14 protein-coding genes are annotated in these 21,222 nt (G+C 46.1%); 4 read left to right on the top strand and 10 right to left on the bottom strand.

Annotated features, from left to right (window positions below; genetic code table 11):
- Positions 1-164 precede the first annotated feature (164 nt).
- Both J3492_RS06970 and J3492_RS06965 read left to right on the top strand, forming a co-directional pair.
- Positions 165-2,786, top strand: a complete 2,622-nt coding sequence (locus J3492_RS06970; RefSeq protein ID WP_207991087.1) for a YadA family autotransporter adhesin — start codon at positions 165-167, stop codon at positions 2,784-2,786.
- A 96-nt stretch (positions 2,787-2,882) separates the two neighbouring features.
- Entirely contained in the window at positions 2,883-3,332 is a 450-nt protein-coding gene (locus tag J3492_RS06965; RefSeq protein WP_207991086.1) for an outer membrane protein assembly factor BamE, read from the top strand.
- A gap of 115 nt (positions 3,333-3,447) precedes the next feature.
- Here the strand turns inward: J3492_RS06965 and J3492_RS06960 are convergent, their stop codons facing one another.
- The 4 genes from J3492_RS06960 to J3492_RS06945 form a co-directional block, all read right to left on the bottom strand.
- Positions 3,448-4,593: a formate dehydrogenase accessory sulfurtransferase FdhD gene (locus tag J3492_RS06960; RefSeq protein ID WP_243453151.1), complete on the bottom strand. Its 1,146-nt coding sequence runs from the start codon at positions 4,591-4,593 to the stop codon at positions 3,448-3,450.
- Positions 4,562-6,934: an FdhF/YdeP family oxidoreductase gene (locus J3492_RS06955; RefSeq protein ID WP_207991085.1), complete on the bottom strand. Its 2,373-nt coding sequence runs from the start codon at positions 6,932-6,934 to the stop codon at positions 4,562-4,564. Before J3492_RS06955 ends, J3492_RS06960 begins: the two co-directional genes overlap by 32 nt.
- 155 nt (positions 6,935-7,089) lie before the next feature.
- The gene (locus J3492_RS06950) at positions 7,090-8,022 is read right to left on the bottom strand and encodes a c-type cytochrome (RefSeq protein WP_207991084.1); all 933 of its coding nucleotides are present in this window, start codon (positions 8,020-8,022) and stop codon (positions 7,090-7,092) included.
- Positions 8,015-9,397: a c-type cytochrome gene (locus J3492_RS06945; protein WP_243453150.1), complete on the bottom strand. Its 1,383-nt coding sequence runs from the start codon at positions 9,395-9,397 to the stop codon at positions 8,015-8,017. The genes J3492_RS06950 and J3492_RS06945 overlap by 8 nt, the downstream gene beginning before the upstream one ends.
- A gap of 263 nt (positions 9,398-9,660) precedes the next feature.
- Here J3492_RS06945 and J3492_RS06940 point away from each other — a divergent pair, with 263 nt between their 5' ends.
- Complete coding sequence (locus J3492_RS06940; protein WP_207991082.1) at positions 9,661-11,766, top strand: sensor histidine kinase; 2,106 nt, start codon at positions 9,661-9,663, stop codon at positions 11,764-11,766.
- On the top strand, positions 11,763-12,422 hold the full coding sequence (locus J3492_RS06935) for a response regulator transcription factor (RefSeq protein ID WP_207991081.1): 660 nt from the start codon (positions 11,763-11,765) through the stop codon (positions 12,420-12,422). The genes J3492_RS06940 and J3492_RS06935 overlap by 4 nt, the downstream gene beginning before the upstream one ends.
- A 93-nt stretch (positions 12,423-12,515) precedes the next feature.
- On the opposite strand, the gene J3492_RS06930 is transcribed toward J3492_RS06935, so the two are convergent.
- The 6 genes from J3492_RS06930 to J3492_RS06905 all read right to left on the bottom strand — a co-directional run bounded on the left by J3492_RS06930 (position 12,516) and on the right by J3492_RS06905 (position 20,849).
- Positions 12,516-13,310 carry an ABC transporter ATP-binding protein gene (locus J3492_RS06930; RefSeq protein WP_207991080.1) on the bottom strand — a complete coding sequence of 265 codons (795 nt, stop codon included), beginning with the start codon at positions 13,308-13,310 and terminating at the stop codon, positions 12,516-12,518.
- Positions 13,311-13,341: 31 nt separating this feature from the next.
- On the bottom strand, positions 13,342-14,241 hold the full coding sequence (locus J3492_RS06925) for an ABC transporter permease (protein WP_207991079.1): 900 nt from the start codon (positions 14,239-14,241) through the stop codon (positions 13,342-13,344).
- A 273-nt stretch (positions 14,242-14,514) separates the two neighbouring features.
- Complete coding sequence (locus J3492_RS06920; RefSeq protein ID WP_207991078.1) at positions 14,515-15,531, bottom strand: ABC transporter substrate-binding protein; 1,017 nt, start codon at positions 15,529-15,531, stop codon at positions 14,515-14,517.
- A gap of 72 nt (positions 15,532-15,603) precedes the next feature.
- Positions 15,604-16,656, bottom strand: a complete 1,053-nt coding sequence (locus J3492_RS06915) for an ABC transporter substrate-binding protein (protein ID WP_207991077.1) — start codon at positions 16,654-16,656, stop codon at positions 15,604-15,606.
- A gap of 459 nt (positions 16,657-17,115) precedes the next feature.
- Positions 17,116-19,197, bottom strand: a complete 2,082-nt coding sequence (gene metG / locus J3492_RS06910) for a methionine--tRNA ligase (RefSeq protein WP_207991076.1) — start codon at positions 19,195-19,197, stop codon at positions 17,116-17,118.
- Between the two features lie 236 nt (positions 19,198-19,433).
- Positions 19,434-20,849 carry a GntP family permease gene (locus tag J3492_RS06905; RefSeq protein ID WP_207991075.1) on the bottom strand — a complete coding sequence of 472 codons (1,416 nt, stop codon included), beginning with the start codon at positions 20,847-20,849 and terminating at the stop codon, positions 19,434-19,436.
- Positions 20,850-21,222: the final 373 nt, after the last annotated feature.

Raw genomic sequence — 21,222 nt, 5'->3', positions numbered from 1 at the left:
GATGTGATATGATATCTCCGATACCTTTGGAACTATTATCAAAAATTATATTGAAGCTAAAAGTGGTTACTTTATAACATATAGAGCATTTCATTTTTAATATTGCTCCCTTCTATTAATAAATTTTGTTCGATAAGTCGATGATTTGTACGGGAGTATATATTATGAATCGTAGTTATAAAGTCATATGGAACGAGGCGCTTAATTGTTTTACCGCTGTTGCTGAATATGCGAGGGCTCGTGGTAAGACAGTTAACTCTAGCACAAGCTCTGTCTCTAAAAGTACTTCTGATAACAATATGATAGAAAACAAAGATAACTTACGCTATAACGTACTGTATTCGAGTTTAGTTACGGTAAGCTTAATTGGTCTCACACTTGGCATGTCTGCTCAAACTAATGCTGCTGTTGGAGTTGATAATGGCATAGGCCTCGGTACAGCGGCTTCTACCTCCAATTGTGCTGATGCCACTCAAGCAGACTCAGGTAGCAATGCTGAAAACATTGCCATTGGTTGCTCATCATCTACAGCTCATGGTGGATTGAAGATTGCTGATCGTGGTAACCCGTATTACACAGATAACACTACTAATGCAGCGCTCGTCGATGAAGCAGATAGAAAGGCTTATGCTCCACGTGGGAAAGATGCTGGGTCTGTCGCTATTGGTACAGGCTCAAAAACAGAGCGTGCACTGGGTGTTGCATTGGGTGAATATGCAACGACTACTGAGATCGCTGGGGTGGCTATAGGCGTGGGTGCTCTTTCTCAGGGCAATACAGCAATATCTATAGGTCGACAGTCTGTTGCAACTGGCGATTACTCCCAAGCAATAGGTAACGTCGCTGCCGCAACCGGTAAAGGCTCTTTAGCCATAGGTCATTCTACACAAGCGACAGGCTATCGAGCTATTGCTATCGGTGCATCAGATATTGACAAAGCCGCTGATAGTTATGGTCAACCAGGCGCAAAATACCAAACTTTGGAGCAAACCAAAGCATCTGCCAAAGATTCTATTGCATTTGGCAGTGGCGCACGGGCCACTCTTGAGGGCGCAGTCGCTCTTGGTCAGGGGTCTACGACGGCATCAGGCGCTACTTCTGAAACAACTATGACGATTGGTAGCGAAACTTATAATATTGCGGGTAACGTCTTGGATAGCAGTAATAATCTAAGAGCGGGCGCACAAGTATCAGTTGGCTCAGTAGGTTCTGAACGCCAGATTAAGAATGTTGCAGGAGGAAGAGTGGATGCGAATAGTACTGATGCAATCAATGGCAGTCAGTTATTTGCAATTAACACCACGATAGATAAAGGCTTGAGTTTTACAGGTGATGATACCACTGTCAGCGTTAAGCGTCAGCTTGGTGACACGCTGTCTATCAAAGGCGGTGCCACTGAACTGACTGATAATAATATCGGCGTGGTCGCTGATGAAGATGGCAATCTCAACGTTAAGTTGGCCGAAAATATAGATCTTGGTGCAGAGGGTCGCTTTACCATAGGCAACACTTTAATGAATCAAGACGGCTTTACATTCATCAGTCAGGGCGGTGCAGATAATACGGTCATACTCAGTAGTAGTGGCCTAAATAACGGTGGTAATAAAATCATCAATGTCGCAGCTGGCGAAGATGATATGGATGCTGTAAATGTTAAGCAACTCAACGAAGTCAAAAACAGTGCAGACACCGCCAACAAGGGCTGGGATATCAGCGCTCAAGGCGGCAATGTTAGTACCGTGAAACCCACTGATACAGTTGACTTCAGTAGTAAGGATGCCAATATCGCCGTCTCTAAGGAGGCAAATAGTCATGATATCTCTTTTGAGCTGAATAAAAATCTCGTCATAGACAGTGTGAAAACAGGTGACAGCCTTCTTGATAATAATGGTCTCACCATTGCTGGAGGCCCAACGTTTACTAAAACCAAAGTTGATGTAGCAGGTAATAAAATTACCAATGTTGCAGATGGTACTGTCGCAGCAGATAGTAAGGATGCGGTAAATGGTGGACAGTTACATGACGTCGTTACTTCTATTGAAGAAGGTAGTATTGTGATCAATCAAAAGATTGAAACCAATACTACCAACATCCAAAACAATACTGACAAGCTTGATGCTGGTCTCAATTTTGGTGCAGATAGTGGTGATGTTATCAATAAGCCTATAGGTGATGATAGCGTACTTGGTTTTGTAGGCGGTAATAACATCACAACTACGGCAGCAGGTAGCAGTATTAGGTTTGACCTAAATGGCAACATCAATATCGATAGCGTGACAACTAATAGCGTTGTCGCTGGTAATACGACGATTAACAATAATGGTGTCACTATCGCAGGTGGCCCTAGTATGACAACTGATGGTATCAATGCAGGTGGCAAAGTAATTACTGGGGTCGCTGACGGGGTCAATGATAATGATGCTGTGAATAGAGGCCAGCTCAACAACCAGTTCGATACGATTGATAGGTTGATTAATAGCGAGATCGCTAATATGGACTCAAAACTTAATGATAGAGTCAACTCGCTAGGATATCGAATTGACGATGTGGAAGACGATGCGAATGCGGGTATTTCAGCAGCAATGGCAATGTCTTCACTGCCACAAGCGAATATTGCAGGCAAGTCTATGATAGGTGGCGGTATTGCCTCATACAATGGTGAGAGTGCCGTTGCTATCGGTGTTTCGAGAGTCTCAGACAATGGCCGCTGGGTGATGAAGATAAATGGAACAGCAGATACTCAAGGTAATGCTGGTGGCGCTATCGGCGCAGGTTTCCACTTTTAATTCAATTAAGCATTTTACTGCAGCATCTGTGCTCAAACAGCAGGTGCTGTCGGATCACTCAAAACATACTACTGATGACATACTAAGGAATAAAAAATGAACGTATCTATATATCAACATAGTTTATATCGACATGGATTGCTGGCTACCGCGCTGTTATTCGCTGCAACGGGTTGTACTTGGCACTTAAGTCCTGGTGCTCAACAGGGCTCTGTCAATCCCGAGGATGTGGTGTTTCCTGAGCAGCATTCAGCATGGCAAAAAGAGGGAAAAATCGTTGAGCAGAATGATATTGCCAAGATTAAAGCTGGGTTCACCAAGGAAGAGATTTATCAAGTCATTGGCGCGCCGCATTTTCAAGAAGGGTTTAATGCTCGTGAATGGGACTATATCCTCAAGTTCTATGATAGCAATGACAATATAGAAACCTGTCTTTATAAAATCATCTTCGATAACGGTTATGAAGGGAAGCTCCGTGGTGATAGCTTCCAAGCTACCGAGTTTTATTGGCAGCCAGTATCATGTGGTCAGTATGCCAACAATTGAGCACGGGTTTGGCAATAATTTTTAGCTAAGCGTCATGGTTTGAATCTATAAAAAAAGATCGAGACATTGGTTGTTTCGATGACTGTCTCGATCTTTTTATTATGACATCTATGGTCTAATGACCTGTGTAGTAAGTCACTCTGTCATCACGTAAAAACCCAGCCAAGCCCAAGCTATATCTTTCAGCCACACGCACCGCGGTACTGGTAGGCGCGGACATTCCAACTAACCAAGGGATGCGCCCACGAATGGATTTTTGTACCAGCTCGATGGATAGGCGTGAAGTCATAACCACACAGCTTATCTTTATGTTATGGCGCAGCTGCCAGCCGATCAGCTTATCTAATGCATTGTGACGTCCTACGTCTTCAAATAGATACAGCTGTTGCTTATGCAAAGTGGCTGCAGCATGTACCGCACCAGTTAGTTGGTGTGTGTGCTGCATGACGTCCACTTGTTGCCGTATGTTTAATAGATAATCAAGACTAGGACGGCTCGTGTCTACTTGCTGTATGTCGTGACGATGATAAGCACTTAGATCAGGCAATGCTTGTGTCAGTCCAGTGATGCCACACATACCGCATCCAGTACGCCCTGCAAGCTGACGTCTTTGCGCTTGAATACGCTGATGGCAGCGTTGGCTGATGGTAAGGTTGACCAGATAGATATCATAGTCTTGCAGTTGCGTTAAGTCCTGTGCCAGCGCTGATGATTCGATATTTTTATCTGGCGAGTTGTCATCTATTAAGCTTTGGGTAGAGGGGTCATGAAAAAGCTGCTGATAATCTGTAATGTCATTGAGCGGAATGACGTCCCAGTCAAGCAGCTCGTAACTGTGCTGGATTAAGCCTTCACTAAACAGAAAACCAACCGCCAAATACTCTAACTGATGAGGACTGGCCATTAATACGGCGTAGTGAATACCATTGATAACGATAGCGACTGCTGCCTCTACGGCTAGGCTGGGGTGCTGATATTCGATATTAACCCTGCGAGTATCGGCTGACACCATGTCATGACTACTCTCACTGTCTAATGGATAATAGTGCTGATGCGCCAAGTGGTAACGTGCAAGCGGGGCCACAGCAGACTCTATCGTCTGTGGTGACGTCTGAGCTGATGCGTTATTTGCTACGCTATCTACCAACAATCGATCACTATATGCTGGGTCATATTCCACATTATTTTCAGCTATCATCATTGCCCTTTTATTGATTAATTGACGGTTACTAGGCAGGGTCAGCCATGCCTGTATTTGCATCAACACGCTCTAAGACGACGGTTGTCGATTTATATGCGGGTATATGGGAATCTGGTGCATGAGTATCTAGGTCAAATAAATCATTGCATTCAGGGTAGTATGCAGCAACGGCATTAGAGGCGATATCCATCTCAGTCAGAATCAATGGGCCTAAGGTACGTGGTTGCTCTGTGCTGTCTGTATCGTTTGCGCTATTAGTGCTGGCTTGACGCGATACCATAACGCTATCGCCTTTTTGCCACCCTAAGCGGCTCATCTCATCTGGATGCATAAACAGCACATCACGGCGGTCTGTTTGACGATAGCGATCTTGATAGCCAAAGATCATGGTATTAAATTGATCATGACTACGGACGCTGGTTAATTGCCAAACTTTTTGATGCGGGTTTGGATCGCTTTTAATTTGGTCGTTTTGTTTTGTGCCATCTCTAGTGTTCAAAGTCATATTTGCCATTTGTGCGGCGACATAGGTGATTGGGTATTGCGGCACTTCAAACTGGGCTTTACCACTGTCAGTATTCCACACTCGATGGCGCGCTGGATGATATAAATGAAAGCCACGCTCAGTAGCACGTATACGCTCGTTGAAGTCTTCAAACCCATCGATCGCTTGGGCGATGTAATCACGAATAACATCAAAATCCTCGCTCATGGCTTGCCACGGGATTGATGATTCAGCGGCAAGTACATGAGTGGCAATGTCTGCCACAATCTGCGCTTCGGACTTTAACCTATCGCTAACAGGCTTAAGACTGCCCTGAGTAGGCACTATCTGACACATAGAATCTTCGATAGTCGCAAACTGCTCGCCTTTGGCCGTCACGGTGCGTTCAGTGCGGCCTAGGCAAGGCAAGATCAGATTGTTTGCACCTGGATACAGCATGGTTTCATTGAGCTTAGTGCCTACAAAGATATTAAGCTGGGTGGTGGTTAAGGCTTGTTGAATGGCGCTAGTATCAGGGGCAGCAACGGCATAATTACCACCCATAGCCATAAAGACTTTGAGCTTGCCTGCGATCAAGGCTTTGGCGCCAGAGACGACATCAAACCCATCCTCTTGTGGCATGGGACGCTCAAAAACACGCTCTAAATTATCAAGTAAGCTTTGAGCAGGGCGTTCATGAATGCCCATGGTGCGATCGCCTTGTACGTTGGAGTGACCACGGACTGGAGAGGCACCTGCACCGTCGATACCAATCATCCCCATTAGTAGCAGCAAGTTGGTAATCATCGCCACATTATCATCGCCTTGTACGTGCTGAGTGATGCCCATACCCCAGGTGCAAATCGTCGCTGGGCTCTCAGCCACCAGCTTTGCAATCTCGACGATATCAGCCTGAGCAATACCAGAACCTTGCTCGATATCTGTCCATGATTGTTCTATCAGCCACTGCTTTAAAGGCTCAAAACCTGAGGTATGAGTGGCAATAAAGTCGTTATCAATTTTATCATTTTCAATGAGCCATTTGGCAAGCCCTGTCAACAAAGCGGTATCACCACCGATTTGGATTTGAATGACTTCATTGACCACATTGTCGCTTTGTCCTGCTGCCATATGGGTAGGCTTTTGCGGGTTTCTAAAAGCAGTGAGACCCTGTTCACGCATAGGATTAATCGAAATGATTCGGCAGCCTTGGCTTTGAGCATGAGCCAGCATCTCTAGCATCCGTGGGTGGTTGGTCGCCGGGTTTTGACCAAACATCAATATCAATTTGGCTTGCTCAAAGTCTTCTAACATGACCGTTGCCTTGCCAACGCCAAGCTGTCTACCAAGTACGACAGAGGTGGGCTCGTGACACATGTTTGAGCAATCAGGTAGGTTGTTGGTACCAAAGCAGCGTACAAACAGCTGATACATAAAAGCTGGTTCGTTGGTGACACGGCCTGAGGTATAAAACAGCGCTTCATCGGGCGTATCAAGCTGCTGTAGTTGCTCTGCAATACGCCGATAGGCAGCCTCCCAAGAGATAGGTACATAACGATCTTGCGTCGCATCATAAGCGAGAGGCTCTGACAAACGGCCGCTGTGTTCAAGCTCGTAGCCCGACCAGCCTTGCAGTTCACTCACCGTATGCCGCGCAAAAAACTGCGCATCAGCTTTGGTGGTCATGGTCTCACTGGCGATGACCTTAATGCCGTTTTCGCAGACATCAATGCTTTTATGTGACTTATGATCTGGCCAAGCGCAGCCGGGACAGTCAAAGCCTCCTTTCGGCTGATTGCTTTTGAGGACGCTGACACTGCCACGCAAAAAAGCCTTGTAATCCATTAGTTTGCGAGTAGAAGATATCAGCGCAGGCCAACCAGCGGCAGGGTGGGAGTAGACAGGAATTTTGCGCATGATGAACCTCACAGTGTAATTCATGATGATAGATAAGCTTAATATAGCAACTATATAGTGGTCGGCGCAAAGTTGGTAGACAATTAACCATAGATAACAAAAACCCTCAAGACGATCAAATGTCTTGAGGGCTGATTGATAAGTGATTTAAAGTATCAGTAGCGAGCATCTTTGGGTTTTTTACCACTTGGCCAGTCATTTACCTTTCCAGCAAAGTCAGGGCGAGGCTTGTGTGCAAAAAACTCAGCGACATCGACAGCATCTTGGTCAGATAAAACGCCGCCATGTCCCCACAGGCCTTTGGTTTGAACACTCATTGGCATGTTGTATTTTACAAAAGCAGCTGCTTTGTAAGTACGTGCCATACCTGCACCGATGTTAAAGGACTCATCACCCCAAAGCGGTGGGAAGACAATATCACCTAGATTGTCTCTTTTGCCTTCACCATTATCACCATGGCAGCTGGCACACTGAGCATAGTATATTTGCTCACCACGTGCGGTATCGGCCACCAGTGTTTTATCGACATCACCCGCATTTTGAATATCGACACGTTGGCTTTCAGGGATTTTTTGGCTGAGCCACTCCATATAAGCCATCATCGCTTTCATCTCTGGCCCTTCACGATCAAGCGGTACACCGTTCATAGAGCGCTGAAAACAACCATTGATACGGGCCTCTAAATCCACTTCTGTACCTGAGCGTGGCATGACACGAGGGTAGGTATTGAAGCTGTTGATGTAGGGGTCGCCAAGCGGGATTTTACCTTGTGAGATGTGACAGCTATTGCAGTTCATCTCGGCCCCAACGTGCTCTGGTAGTAGACGTTTGGTTTCATTCAATAAACGCTTACCATAGAAGATCTCGTCAGCGTTGGGCTCATCTAGTATTTGGGTATCTTGTGGCAGTACATATTTGCCAATGTCTTCGTTGGCATCATCTGCTGTGGTCACCACAAACTCAGGCGCAGCACGCTCAGCGGGTTCAGGGTTGCTACAAGCTGTCAAACCAGAGGTTAAAAGTGCTGCTATGCCTAACGCTAATGCTGGTTTTTTTAAGGTATGAGTGAGATTAGTAAGGTTATTCATTACTCGCTCCTTGTGTCTCTACAGGCACTGTCAGATCCATAGGCAAATCAGTAGCCGCCGTAGGTTTTGCATCTAAGAATGCACGCATTTTGACCACATCAGTGGTGTCTATCATAGGTGCTTGGTTGGTCCAGCTATTACGGACGTAGTTCACGACTTCAGCGATATCAGAGTCACTCAAATGGCTGAACTCAGGCATGGTAAATGCCATACGGTCGTGCGGGGTTTTTGGCATACGGCCACCGCTCAGGGTGATTTGTAGCACTGAGTCTGCGTTTTTTGCATAAACTGCACTGTTGTCTTCTAACGCTGGGAAAATCCGTGGTACGCCTTTACCATCAGGACGGTGACAGACCTGACAGTATTCGGCATACAAGATGGCGCCGCGACTGTCATAATCGCCATCGAGCAGCTTTTGTGTGGTCACGTCTTGTTTTGCCGGCAATGTCACTTCTTTATTGGGGGCAGGACTAAGGGTTTTTAGATATGCTGACATTGCATAGAGATCATCGTCAGTCATATACTGTGTGCTGTGCTCAACCACTTCCGCCATCGCCCCAAAAGCAGCCACCTTGTCGGTACGTCCAGTCTTAAAGAAGTCAACCAATTCATCGACCTGCCAAGTTCCTAAACCACGATGTTCACCGCGTAAGCTCTTGGCACGCCAACCGTCGATGACAGCTCCGCTGAGATACTCTTCAGAGTCTGCATTGGTCAAAGCGATTTCTTGATAACCGACGCCACGTTCGGTGTGACAAGAACCGCAGTGTCCGGGACCTTCAATCAGATATTGACCACGGGCGAGTACTGCATCATCTGTTTCTGGGACGAACTCACGCTCAGGGGCAAATAACGCCTGCCAGTAGGCCAGTGGCCAACGCCAATTGGCAATCGGAGGCAGCTCGCTTTGTATGTTGGCCTGATTGACAGGCTGGACATCAGACATAAAGTAAGCATACATGGCTGCCATGTCTTCATCTGGCATGATTTGGTAGGATGGATATGGCATAGCGGGGTATAGCGCTCTATTGCCAGGGGCGACACCGTGTTTGACGGCATTTTTGAAATCATCGAAGCTATAGTTACCGATACCGGTTTCTTTGTCTGGGGTGATGTTGGTTGAGTAGATCGCACCTAGCGGCGTCAGCATGGGCAGGCCGCCGGCATAAGTCTCACCACCAAGAGTGGTATGACAAGCCACGCAGTCGGAAGTGCGTGCAACATACTCACCTTTTTTGATTAAGGCAGGGTCAGTGATGTTGACCTCAATATCGCTGGTCGTGGTGCGCATATTAGGCAACAGTAACCCAATCACAAAAGCGATTGCCAGTCCGATAGCGGCTGCTATGATGATAATCAGTGGCCACTTTTTCATAAGCTTGCCCTCCATAATAAAATATTTACCAAACCTATTATTAGATAATGCTGGACTGCATCATGCTTATCTGTAGCTCGGTTCATCTAAAGATACATTGTTACTATATAGTATAGGGTAGGGCGTAACATGCTGCTATTGTGGAAAACCACATTACTCATATGGATTTGTGTAAAATAGGTTCTAAAGCCTCTGATGACAGATAATGGATAACGCAAACAATGCTTAAGCGTGGTTTTTTTCAGCTTTTTAATTTTGTATGTATGTTAATGCTCAGTGGGCTTTTAGCAATACAAAGCCATGCACAAACCTACTATGTCGGTGTATTGGCGCCTCAAGGTGAAATGGCAGCTCAGCGGCGTTGGCAGCCTTGGCTGAGTGAGTTAAACGCTAAGTTGTCTGGTGACACTCTAGTTTTGGTGCCATTGGCGCTGGAGAATTGGCAGCAGCAAATTGCAGCACAACAGTTTGCGCTCGTACTCGGACCACAAGTACAGTTCATTAAAATGGATACCATCGGTTGGCGCTGGTTGGCCACATTACAAACTGAAGTGACTTCTACCGCTACGAATGATTCTAAAGACATAGGCTCAAAAGCATTTAGAACCAAAGCTGCTGAAGCCCCGCTTTCTGCCACGGTGGTATTGGCAAACCAGCTCAATAAACTCAACGCAGCTGCGCAAGCAAATGAGCCCAGTGCCATTGAGCAGGTGGCGAGTGCTCTGTGGGTCAGAGCGGACAGTGGCATCTACCGTCTGCAGGACTTAGAACAACGTAAAATCGTGGCTGTGGATAAGGATGCCTTTGGGGGATATTTACTCATCGCTCATTTGCTCAAAAAAAACGGCTTGTCGCCCAATCGCTATGACACTCAGTTTGTTGGCTATCCTATCGAACGCACGTTGAGCACGTTGGCCAGTGGCGCTGTCGATGCCGCGATTACACCGCTTTGTCTGATGGAGGAGATGACGCAGCAGCAAAAAATTGATAAGCGTGAATATCGTCTTATTCACCCGGTAGAAACCAACTCAAGCTGCCAGTCTTCGACTAAAATCTATCCAAACTGGACACTGGCTGCTACAGAGCAAGCGCCTGCTGCCTTGGTTCGTAAGGTTAGTCAGAATCTATTTATTCAGCAACATCAGACCACTGAAGCAGAGCAGTCAGTAGGTAGGCAGAATGATGATCAGACTAGCGAACACTCAGATGGCTTAGCCTCTGGGCTACGTTGGCTACCACCTGAGTCAAGTAGTGATGCTGAGCGTATCTTATACGATATGAACCGCCATCCAGCACAAAAAACCCTCACCACACATATCATCGATTGGGTATACATGCATCGACTGTGGGTAGGTGTGTTGGTGTTTGTCATTATCATATCGACCATCAACTATGGTTGGATGAGTTGGCTGGCATGGCGACGGCGGCAGCAAATCATGACCCAAAACCATCTGATTCGAGACTATGATAAGAGGCTGCGGCAGTCGGAGCGTTTTGCTGTCATAGGTGAGATGAGCGGTTCGATTGCGCATGAAATCAATCAGCCCCTATCGACCATACAAAACTACGCCCAAGGGTTACTGATACGTAGTCAAAAAGCGCCTCATGAAATCACAGATATAGAACGCCAGTCGACGGAAAAGCACACTGTTGAGCGTGCGCTTCAGCAGATTATCAATGAGACGGATCGAGTCGCTGGCGTGATCAGCAATATTCGACGCTGGTCGGGTAGGTCGCAGCCTGATGAAACCTGTGTAGATATTGCGGCAGTTTATCAGCAGTGCATCTTATTGCTCGGTGACAAAGCGGCTACGTTAAGTTTTTGGTATGCCAGTGATTATCAGCAGCTACGGCTGCCAAATTTGGTACTCGATCAGCTATTGGTCAATACCATGCTAAACAGTCAACAGCAAGGCGCTACTCATATCATGCTGCGCTGTCAGACAACAGAAACCAATACAGGTCGTTGGCTGGTGTTGCGTCTGACAGATGATGCAGGCGGGTTTGATGCTGATCGTTTGGCGATGAGCCAGTCACAGAGCCAGTATGATATTCGCTCTACAAAGGCAGACGGCCTTGGTCTTGGACTAATGATTTGCCAGCGGCTTTGTAAATCAATAGGCGGTATCATGCAGCTTAGTAATGTCGATGTACAGACTGAACTTAGTCAAATAAAGGCTGTGGACGGGCATTACCAACAGCGTCATAAGCACAGTATCAATGATAAAATTCAACTGATGCGCACAGAAGCGGCTTACCCGTTGGCAAATAGCATCGGGGCGCAGGTGTCTTTTTATTTGCCGCTGCCCGTATTAGATATCAGCAAAGGTTCAAGTCCTAAAAACCTGACAAAAGAAGGTCGCATATGAGCTCACAACAAACACCCGATAAGGGTCTAAATATGGCAGTCGGTGCTGATCTAGACATCGAGCCTGAATCTTTGGTCATCCATATCATCGATGACGAAGAAAGCGTACGCACCTCATGTGAGTTTTTGATCAGCAGTTTAGGGCTACGCACTCAAGTATGGCCTAGCGCCGTTGCATTCTTACAGCAAGTAGACATTGATAGTCCCGCCGTAGTAGTGAGCGATCTGATGATGCCAGACATGAGCGGGCAAGCACTGCAAGTACATCTTAATGAAGCCAATAGTCCAATGGCGCTGATAGCGTTAACAGGTAATGGTGAAATTCCTGATGCAGTGACGATGCTCAAGCAAGGCGCAGCAGATTATCTAGAAAAACCCATTAACAGTCGTCGTCTACAGGAGGCGATTGCACACGCTCAGACCTTGACGATTGAACGTGCCAAGCTTTTTGCAATTCGCAAGCTTTATGCAAAGCTAACAGATAAAGAAAAGCAGGTGGCGCATGAGTTGATGCAAGGCAATATTAATAAAGTCATCGCCGATCATTTAGAGGTGTCCGTACGAACAGTGGAGGTGCATCGCTCACAAGTCATGAAAAAAATGCAAGCGCAGCATGTCAGCGAGCTGATACAAAAGCTGGTTATGTTAGCGGATTAATCTCTTGCAACAATCAAAAGCCTATTTTTAAATTAAAAAGCCCATCTTTAAATTAAAAATGGGCTTATATCTAACAGGAATGAACAAACCATATTAGCTCAAAATCAAGCTGTCATCTTCAACCTTCTCGCCTCGTGTCTGCTCAAACATATCAAGCAAATCATGCACAGTCATGCCTTTGCGGTCATCACCTGCCACATCGAGTACCACTTGGCCTTGATGCAGCATGACCGTACGGGTGCCGTGTGCTAGTGCTTGCTGCATCGAATGCGTCACCATCATTGTGGTCAACTGATTGTCCGTGACGATTTTGTCGGTCAACTCTAAGACAAACGCAGCAGTCTTCGGATCAAGCGCTGCAGTATGCTCATCAAGCAATAAGATTTTGGAGGGTTGTAATGACGCCATCAGCAAGCTCACGGCTTGGCGTTGACCACCAGACAAGAGCCCCATACGGTCAGTGAGACGGTTTTCTAAGCCAAGCTTTAGCACAGAGAGCCTCTCTCGAAACAGCTCACGATTGTTTGAGTTAAGGGCAAACTTTAGGCTGCGCTTGCCGCCACGCTTATACGCCAGTGCCATATTCTCTTCGATAGTCAGGGCTTCACAAGTGCCCGCCATCGGATCCTGAAACACACGAGCGACCCAGTGTGCCCGTTGATGGGCGGTTTTTTTGGTGACGTCAATACCGTTTAGAAGTATCGAGCCACTATCGACACGTGTCGTGCCGCTGACAGCGTTCAAAAAAGTCGATTTACCAGCGCCATTGGTACCGATAACAGTAACAAACTCGCCATCAGCGATATTGAGATTGATACCACGTAGCGCAGGGTTTTCAATGGGCGTGCCAGGATTAAAGGTCAGGCGTAAATCATTGGCTTGCATCATAATCGTTATTCCTTATGTTTTCGCAGTGATGTTACGCACGAACTTTACGAGATAAAAACTTGGTTTTGGCCTTGGGCAATACCAATGCTGCTACCACAAGTAGCGCTGTAATCAAGTTCAAATCCTGCGGACCAAAGCCAATACTACGCAGCGTATCACTTGATAGGGCGACCTGAATAAAGAGCTTATAGAGCACCGCCCCAAGAATCACGGCAAAAGTAATCAGCCAAATACGCTTGGCAGGGATGATGGTTTCACCGATGATAACAGCTGCCAGACCAATGACAATGGTACCGATACCAATAGAGATATCAGCGCCACCTTGGGTCTGTACAAACAGCGCTCCTGCTAAAGCGATTAGTCCATTAGAGATGGCCATACCGATGACGGTCATCTTTGATGTGTTGATGCCTTGCGCCTGTGCCATGCGTAGATTAGAGCCAGTCGCTCGCATCGAGAGACCTGACTCGGTACTATAAAACCAATCTAAGAATAGTTTTGCCACTATCACTACCACAGCAATAATCAAGCAGCGCATCCAAAAGCCGTTACTGTCATTCACCAAGGTGCTAAATACTGTGGTCTCGCCAAGCAGTGGTAAGTTTGGGGCACCCATGATACGGAGGTTGACCGAATATAGTGCGACCATGACCAGGATACTGGCAAGCAGCTGCAGGATACCAAGCTTGACATGCAACCAAGCCGTGACGATACCAGCGACAGAGCCCGCCAACATACCAAAGAGACAGGCCAACCAAGGGTTGATTCCTGCTATGATGGAGATGCCCGCAACCGCACCACCTAAGGGAAAGCTACCGTCAGCCGTCAAGTCGGGGAAGTCGAGCGTACGAAATGAGATCAGTACACCAAGTGCTACTAGGCCATAAATCAGACCGCTTTCAAGCGCACCAAAAAAAGCAATTAAAGACATAAGAGATCAATAAGTCATAACCAAGCGTTTAGCGAATGATAGTGTGGTTTATCAATTCATAGAAAGTGGTCTATATCAGCGCCTTCTTGTCGATGAATATGTGTTAGCTAAACGGCTAAGCGGTGAATTTAACAGATTAAGCAATCTGCAGTTAGGGTAAACCAAAACATGTCATGATGACCGTTATTAGCAGTAGCACATTAGGGCGTGTTGAACAGTCAACACGCCCTATAAATATGGCCATTTTTATACACAATAAACGACAACTAACCGTTATTCTACCACCTCTTTGGCTCTATCGATAACAGCTTGTGGCAAGGTAATGCCTTCTTCTTTCGCATGGTTTGGACTGACATATAGGTCTAAGGTTTGTGGCGTATAAATAGGGATCTCGCCTGCATTCTCACCATTTAAAATACGGCCAACAATCTTACCGGTTTCACGGCCAAGATCATAATAGTTTACACCTAAGGCAGCAATAGCACCACGCTCAACTGAGCTGGTATCTGAAGCAATGAGTGGAATCTTGCTTTCTTTAGCGATTTGGTACAATGACTCGTAGGCGGATACCACGTTGTTGTCTGTTGAGGTATAGATCATATCGACCTTACCTTCTAGGCTACGTGCTGCCATAGCGATGTCATTACTACGCTGAGCAGGTGCTTCATGCACATTAATGCCTAGTGGACCAAGGTTGTCTTTCAATGCTTTTAATACGATGGTTGAGTTGACCTCGCCTGGGCTGTAGACGTAACCGACGTTTTCTAGATCTGGGATGATTTGACGCATCAGCTCAATTTGTGGCTCATAGGGGAGAGCATCTGATGCACCTGTGACGTTGGTGCCAGAGCCATCGAGCTTGGGTACTAGCTTGGCAGCTACTGGATCAGTTACCGCTGAAAACACCATAGGAATTGTGCTGGTTGCAGCAGCCACTGACTGAGCTGAAGGCGTAGCGATAGCAACGATGACATCTGGAGAGTCTGCCACAAACTGCTTGGCAATCTGTCCTGCTGTAGCGGTGTTGCCTTGTGCGCTTTGGAAGTTGATCTCTAGGTTTTCACTTTCTTTAAACCCTGTCTCATTTAGCTCGTCTATGACCCCTTTACGCACATCGTCGAGCGCTGGATGTTCAACAATGGCAGTAATCGCAACGGTTTTTATTTCAGTAGCGGCGTCGCCAGATGTCGCCTCAGTAGTGTCTTGAGCCGACTGATTACAGCCAGTCAAAATAGCGGTGCAGACACCGCCCCATAGTAATGCTTTGGCAAAACGATTTTGGTACAACATGAGTCTTACTCCTAAAGGTAAATGGTGTTTCCATACAAAAAATCGAAATTTTATAATAAGGTGCGCTACTGTTTATTTGCTGTCAGCTTGGCTATCTGTATCAACATTAATGGCATCGCTCAGTACTTCAGCTGTCAGGGTCGTACCTTGTTCAGCCGCATGCTTAGGACTGACATATAAAGTCAGTGTGTTCATGATTTGTGGTGAGATATCGGTGATGGCTTCACCATTTAACACACGGTAGACCATCTCGCCAGTAGTACGACCAAAGTCATAATCATTGACACCCAGTGCCGCTGTAGCCCCACGTCTCACACTAAACTCATCTGACGCAATCACGGGGATATCTAGCTCATTGGCTGCACCTGCCATCGCTTCAAATGCTGAAACAACGTTATTGTCTAGTGAGGTATAAATAACATCTGCGCGGCCGGCCAGACTACGGGTCGCCATCGCAACGTCTGTTGGCCGGTTGGCGGTTACATCTAATATCTCAAGGCCATGTGCTGGAGCGGCTTCTTTGAGTTGATTGAGCACCACTACGGAGTTGACCTCACCTGGGCTATAGACATAGCCAATGGTTTTTGCATCAGGCACAATCTTCAAAATATTATCAAGCTGTGGCTCGATAGGCAGCTCGCTTGAGAGTCCTGTCACGTTAGATTGGATAGGGACGTCATTTTCATCGATTAGCTTGGCCGCGACAGGGTCTGAGATGGCAGTATAAATGACCGGCACGGTCTTGGTTGAAGCGACTACCGATTGTGCTGACGGCGTGGAGATAGCAACAATAGCGTCAGGCATATCACCAGCGAACTGTTTCGCAATTTGGCCCGCTGTCGCTGTGTTACCTTGGGCGCTTTGGAAGTTAACGGTTAGATTTTGGCCTTCGATATAGCCATTGTCTGCCAGCTCATCAATGATGCCACGGCGCATTGCATCTAATGAAGGGTGCTCGACGATTTGGGTAATGGCAAGTGATTTGGCGGGTTTATCTGTCTCAGTCGCTGCGCTCTCATCAGTCGATGCCGTCGTATCTGTAGAGTTTGAGCAACCGATCAATCCAAGGGTGGCGCTCAGAGCAGCACCATATAGGCTAAAGCGTAGAGTAGAAGCAATATTCATTATTAATGTAACTCATTAGTAAAGCCAGTCTCAAAATTAAGGTAATATCACCAAGCTTGTCTAAAGCATTGTCGATATGGGTTGGTTTTATGGTTTTAATTTTGAAAGTGGTAAAAGAAAATGCAGGTTAGCCCAGTCAGTATTATGTTGATACCAAGATAGCCGGCTAACCATTAAGTCATCGATCCATCGATCATTATGTTCATATTATGACAGTAATGTAAGTTATCGCAATAAAAAATTAAAACGTATTCGTCATAGATACTATATGATGAGGTATGAGTGGTTTTATTCAGCGGTTTTCAGCGGTTTTCAGCGGTTTTCAGCGGTTTTCAGTGGCTATAAATAGCACCTACACCATAAAAACCTATAAGACCACGTTATAAAAAAAGACGCCTAAGTGACGTCTTTTTTATAACCAAAGCTGACCTTCAGTATCGAACATCTGAAGCAAACGGGTTAAGCCAACTGATCCCCAACCACGCAGTCATCAGGTAATGTCACCACTGTCAGTCCAGTCTTTGGATCGCCAGTCGATAGCACCATGCCTTCGGATACCCCAAACTTCATCTTGCGTGGGGCAAGATTAGTGACACAGATTACCTTTTTATCAAGCAATTGCTCAGGCTCATAAAACTTACGAATGCCACTAAATGCATTGCGTGGTTTGTCTTCGCCGACGTCTAGCGTGAATTGCAAAAGCTTATCTGCGCCCTCGACATGATTGCATGCCAACACGTGCGCCACCTTCATCTCAACCTTGCTAAAATCTTCGATACCGATATAGTCGGCTTGCGCATCTGTCTTGGTATCTGCTGCTGATTTGGTAGAGTTGCTGGTTGCAGGCGTGGCGGTTTGCTCTAGCGATGCTTTTGAAGCGTCGACCATCGCTGCGACGTCTTTTTCTTCAATACGCTGCATCAGTGGCTTAAACTTATTGATCTTGTGACCGAGTAGCCACTCATGGCGGCTCGCAAAGCTCAGGTCGTCAATGTTTAAAAACCCTTTGGCATTGGCGGTCAGTTCAGGCAGGACGGGTGCAAGATAAACCATCAGTTGACGGAAGATGTTGATGGCGACTGAGCAGACGTCTTGTACTTCTTGTTCAGTACCTTCAAGCTTCGCCAGCGCCCAAGGCTTTTTCTCATCGATATATTCGTTGGCTTTATCGGCACACTGCATGATTAAGCGCATCGCACGACTAAATTCACGGTTTTCATAAGCAGCGGCAATTTCATCGCCTGTTTTGGTAATGTCTTCTAACAGCTTAGGCTCAGCGCAAACCTCTGAGAGCATGCCGTCGTATTTTTTTACCAAAAACCCAGCGCTGCGACTGGCGATATTGACCACTTTGCCGACCAGATCAGAGTTGACTTTTTGCATAAAGTCTTCTAAATCAAGGTTAATGTCTTCGACTTTATCAGTGAGCTTGCTGGCAAAGTAGTAACGTAAGTACTCTGGGTGCAAGTGTTCAGCGTAGGTCTCAGCTTTGATAAAAGTACCACGTGACTTACTCATCTTCTCGCCGTTGACCATCAAGAAGCCGTGTGCGAACACACCTGTAGGCGTCCGGAATTCGCTACCAGCGAGCATGGCTGGCCAAAATAGGGCATGGAAGTAAACGATGTCTTTACCAATAAAGTGATAAACTTCGGTTTTGTTTTCGTTTTCTTGTAACCAATAGCGATCAAAGTCTAACGCCCGCTCGGTTCCAGCGCGTTTATCACATAAGTTTTTGAAGCTTGCCATATAACCGACAGGGGCATCTAACCAGACATAAAAGTATTTATCTGGCTCATCACTTGGGGTGTCTGGAATCTGAAAACCAAAGTATGGCGCATCTCTTGAGATATCCCAGCTGGCTAAGCCTGCGTCAAACCATTCTTGCAGCTTATTGGCGACTGACGTCTGCAAGCGATTGTCACTACGTGTCCAGTCTTTTAAGAATTGCTCAAACTCTGGCAAATCAAAGAAGTAATGCTTGGAGGTTTTGAGTATAGGCGTGGCACTTGATAGAGTCGAGCGTGGGTCTTTTAGATCTGTGGCATCATAGGTTGTACCGCAGACTTCGCAGTTATCGCCGTATTGATCTGGAGAGTCACACTCAGGACAAGTGCCTTTGACAAACCGATCGGCCAGAAACAGCTGTTTTTTGGGATCAAACAACTGCTTAACATCATGAGTGGAGATGTGACCGGCACTATTGAGACGGCGATAGATCAGCTCGGAGAAGTGTTTGTTTTCTTCAGAGTGGGTGGTGTGATAATTATCAAACTCAATCAAGAATTTAGCAAAGTCTGCCTCATGAGCTGCCTTGACTGATGCGATTTGCTCTTCAGGTGTGATGCCATTTTCTTCGGCTTTTAGCATGATGGCAGTACCGTGTGCATCGTCAGCGCAAACATAGGTCACTTGGTGGCCTTGTGCTTTCATCGCCCGGGCCCAAATGTCAGTTTGAATATACTCTACAAGATGCCCCAAATGAATATCACCATTGGCGTAGGGCAGCGCACTGGTTACTAAAATCTCACGCACTTTCATCACCTATATTTTATAAAAACGGGTTGGTTGTCAAACATCACAAGCGCTTTATGGCCATTAGACGCAATGTTATCAATACTAAAAAATTAAAAAAGTGTGCCTATGATACCGTAATTCCGCTAAATTTGTGCCGATGCTTATCAATTATCTGCTTATAACCTACCCATAAACGGTCAAAAACCCACCCAGCACTGGGCTAAGTGGGTTACATATAAAAGAGGCGTCGTATCTAGAGATTAAAAAGAGCCAAACAGGGTCCCTAGAGTGATGATGGCGATGACCGCAATCAAAGGAATCACCATCGTCACCATCGCCAGATTTAGATAAGACTGCTTATGAGTCAAGCCACAGATTGCCAGTAGGGTAATGACCGCTCCACTATGTGGCAGGGTATCAAGCCCACCTGCTGCCATGACAGCGACACGGTGCATCAGCTCAGGATCAATCCCAGCCTCTACCGCCATTCTTAAGTAATCATCACCAAGCGTTGAGAGCGCAATACTCAAGCCACCAGACGACGAACCTGTGATACCGGCCAGCGTGGTCATCGCCACCGCTTCAGAAATCAATGGGTTTTCAGGGTTTAGGTTCAAGATACTATCACGAATGATAAGAAAACCTGCCAATGAGGCAATCACTGCACCATAACCCACCTCTGATGCTGTGTTAAAAATCGGCAACATCGAGTCATAAGTACCGCGGTTGATGGTTTTTTGTAAATCATTCCAATGCCCAAGACGCAGTAGAATCAACACCACACAAGCCACCACCAACGAGATAATAATCGACCATAAGCCAAGCGAACCTGCAATATTGAGGTCAGGGAACTGAGCTTGTAAGGGGCTAAAGTCCATTGATGGAAAGACGAAGTAAGTCAAAATAGCGTTGAGACCGATGACCAGTATCAACGGAATCATAGCAACGGTAAAGGACGTATGATGCGTACTGAGTGTCTCAGATTCCTTTTTTACAGCGCCCACACCGCCGACATCTTCCTCATCGTGTTGACCATAGCCTTCGCCCGCTGCATTGGCTTTTTTGGCTCGTGATTGCAGCCATAACCAACCACAAATAAACATAATCGTACCACCGATGATGCCTAATACCGGTGCGGCAAAGACGTTGGTATTATAATAAGGAATCGGAATGGCGTTTTGAATCGCAGGCGTGCCTGGTAAAGCCGTCATGGTAAAGGTAAATGAACCAAGCGCAATCGCTGCTGGAATCAAGCGTTTAGGGATATCAGCAGCTTTGAATAAGTCTTTAGCGATAGGATAGATGGCAAAGGCCACTACAAATAAAGAAACGCCGCCGTAGGTCAAAATCGCACAGACTAAGATAACCGCTAAAATGGCTTTGCTGGCACCGAGTTTTTCGACCACCGTATTGGCAATCGCTGTGGCAGCGCCAGAGTCTGCCATCAAACGTCCAAACAATGCGCCCAATAAGAAAATAGGAAAGAACTTCAGTAAAAACCCACTGAGTGCGCCCATAAACACATCAGTATAAGCGGGGATACTATTTAAAAAATCGCCTGAAAGCAGGACGGCTAGTGTTGCCATAATTGGGGCTAAAATCAGCACAGAGTAGCCGCGATAGGCAAAGAACATCAATAATAATAAAGTGATAACGATAGCAAAGGTGCTAAACATAGTTGCCCTCCTTGGCAAAATTTAAGGCAGCGAGTATGCAGGGCAAATCAATAGTGGTCAATAAAATAATAAAAACCATCAGTGCAGAATATCAAAGCTTATTGGTTATTTAATGACAAATTATTGACTGATAGAATATTGCGCTCTGCTACTGAGTCTCGCTATTCGTATTAGGGTCTATCGAACATTCGACCATCGTACTGACAGACCCTAATGTTATCCTCTAGTCGCTATGAGAATAATGTGCTAAGTTAGCATAAGTTTATTGATTTGAATATATTGATACCAAACTTATTATTATCGAATTTTTAGATAGCTATAATGATTAATATAGGTTGATGATTAATAGGGATGGTTTATTGATAACGCAGTA

The organism is Psychrobacter coccoides (genome assembly GCF_017498085.1).
Taxonomy (GTDB): domain Bacteria; phylum Pseudomonadota; class Gammaproteobacteria; order Pseudomonadales; family Moraxellaceae; genus Psychrobacter; species Psychrobacter coccoides.
The sequence above is the reverse complement of the archived record's forward strand: the minus strand, read 5'-3'. Positions and strand labels throughout refer to the sequence as shown.

What these genes read in the sequence shown, in the direction of transcription:
- J3492_RS06905 (WP_207991075.1), bottom strand. Translation starts at nt 20,849, where the DNA reads ATGTTTAGCACCTTTGCTATCGTTATCACTTTATTATTATTGATGTTC.
- J3492_RS06940 (WP_207991082.1), top strand. Translation starts at nt 9,661, where the DNA reads ATGTTAATGCTCAGTGGGCTTTTAGCAATACAAAGCCATGCACAAACC.
- J3492_RS06955 (WP_207991085.1), bottom strand. Translation starts at nt 6,934, where the DNA reads ATGCGCAAAATTCCTGTCTACTCCCACCCTGCCGCTGGTTGGCCTGCG.
- J3492_RS06925 (WP_207991079.1), bottom strand. Translation starts at nt 14,241, where the DNA reads ATGTCTTTAATTGCTTTTTTTGGTGCGCTTGAAAGCGGTCTGATTTAT.
- J3492_RS06915 (WP_207991077.1), bottom strand. Translation starts at nt 16,656, where the DNA reads ATGAATATTGCTTCTACTCTACGCTTTAGCCTATATGGTGCTGCTCTG.
- J3492_RS06935 (WP_207991081.1), top strand. Translation starts at nt 11,763, where the DNA reads ATGAGCTCACAACAAACACCCGATAAGGGTCTAAATATGGCAGTCGGT.
- J3492_RS06930 (WP_207991080.1), bottom strand. Translation starts at nt 13,310, where the DNA reads ATGATGCAAGCCAATGATTTACGCCTGACCTTTAATCCTGGCACGCCC.
- J3492_RS06960 (WP_243453151.1), bottom strand. Translation starts at nt 4,593, where the DNA reads ATGCAAATACAGGCATGGCTGACCCTGCCTAGTAACCGTCAATTAATC.
- J3492_RS06945 (WP_243453150.1), bottom strand. Translation starts at nt 9,397, where the DNA reads ATGAAAAAGTGGCCACTGATTATCATCATAGCAGCCGCTATCGGACTG.
- J3492_RS06970 (WP_207991087.1), top strand. Translation starts at nt 165, where the DNA reads ATGAATCGTAGTTATAAAGTCATATGGAACGAGGCGCTTAATTGTTTT.
- J3492_RS06920 (WP_207991078.1), bottom strand. Translation starts at nt 15,531, where the DNA reads ATGTTGTACCAAAATCGTTTTGCCAAAGCATTACTATGGGGCGGTGTC.
- metG (WP_207991076.1), bottom strand. Translation starts at nt 19,197, where the DNA reads ATGAAAGTGCGTGAGATTTTAGTAACCAGTGCGCTGCCCTACGCCAAT.
- J3492_RS06950 (WP_207991084.1), bottom strand. Translation starts at nt 8,022, where the DNA reads ATGAATAACCTTACTAATCTCACTCATACCTTAAAAAAACCAGCATTA.
- J3492_RS06965 (WP_207991086.1), top strand. Translation starts at nt 2,883, where the DNA reads ATGAACGTATCTATATATCAACATAGTTTATATCGACATGGATTGCTG.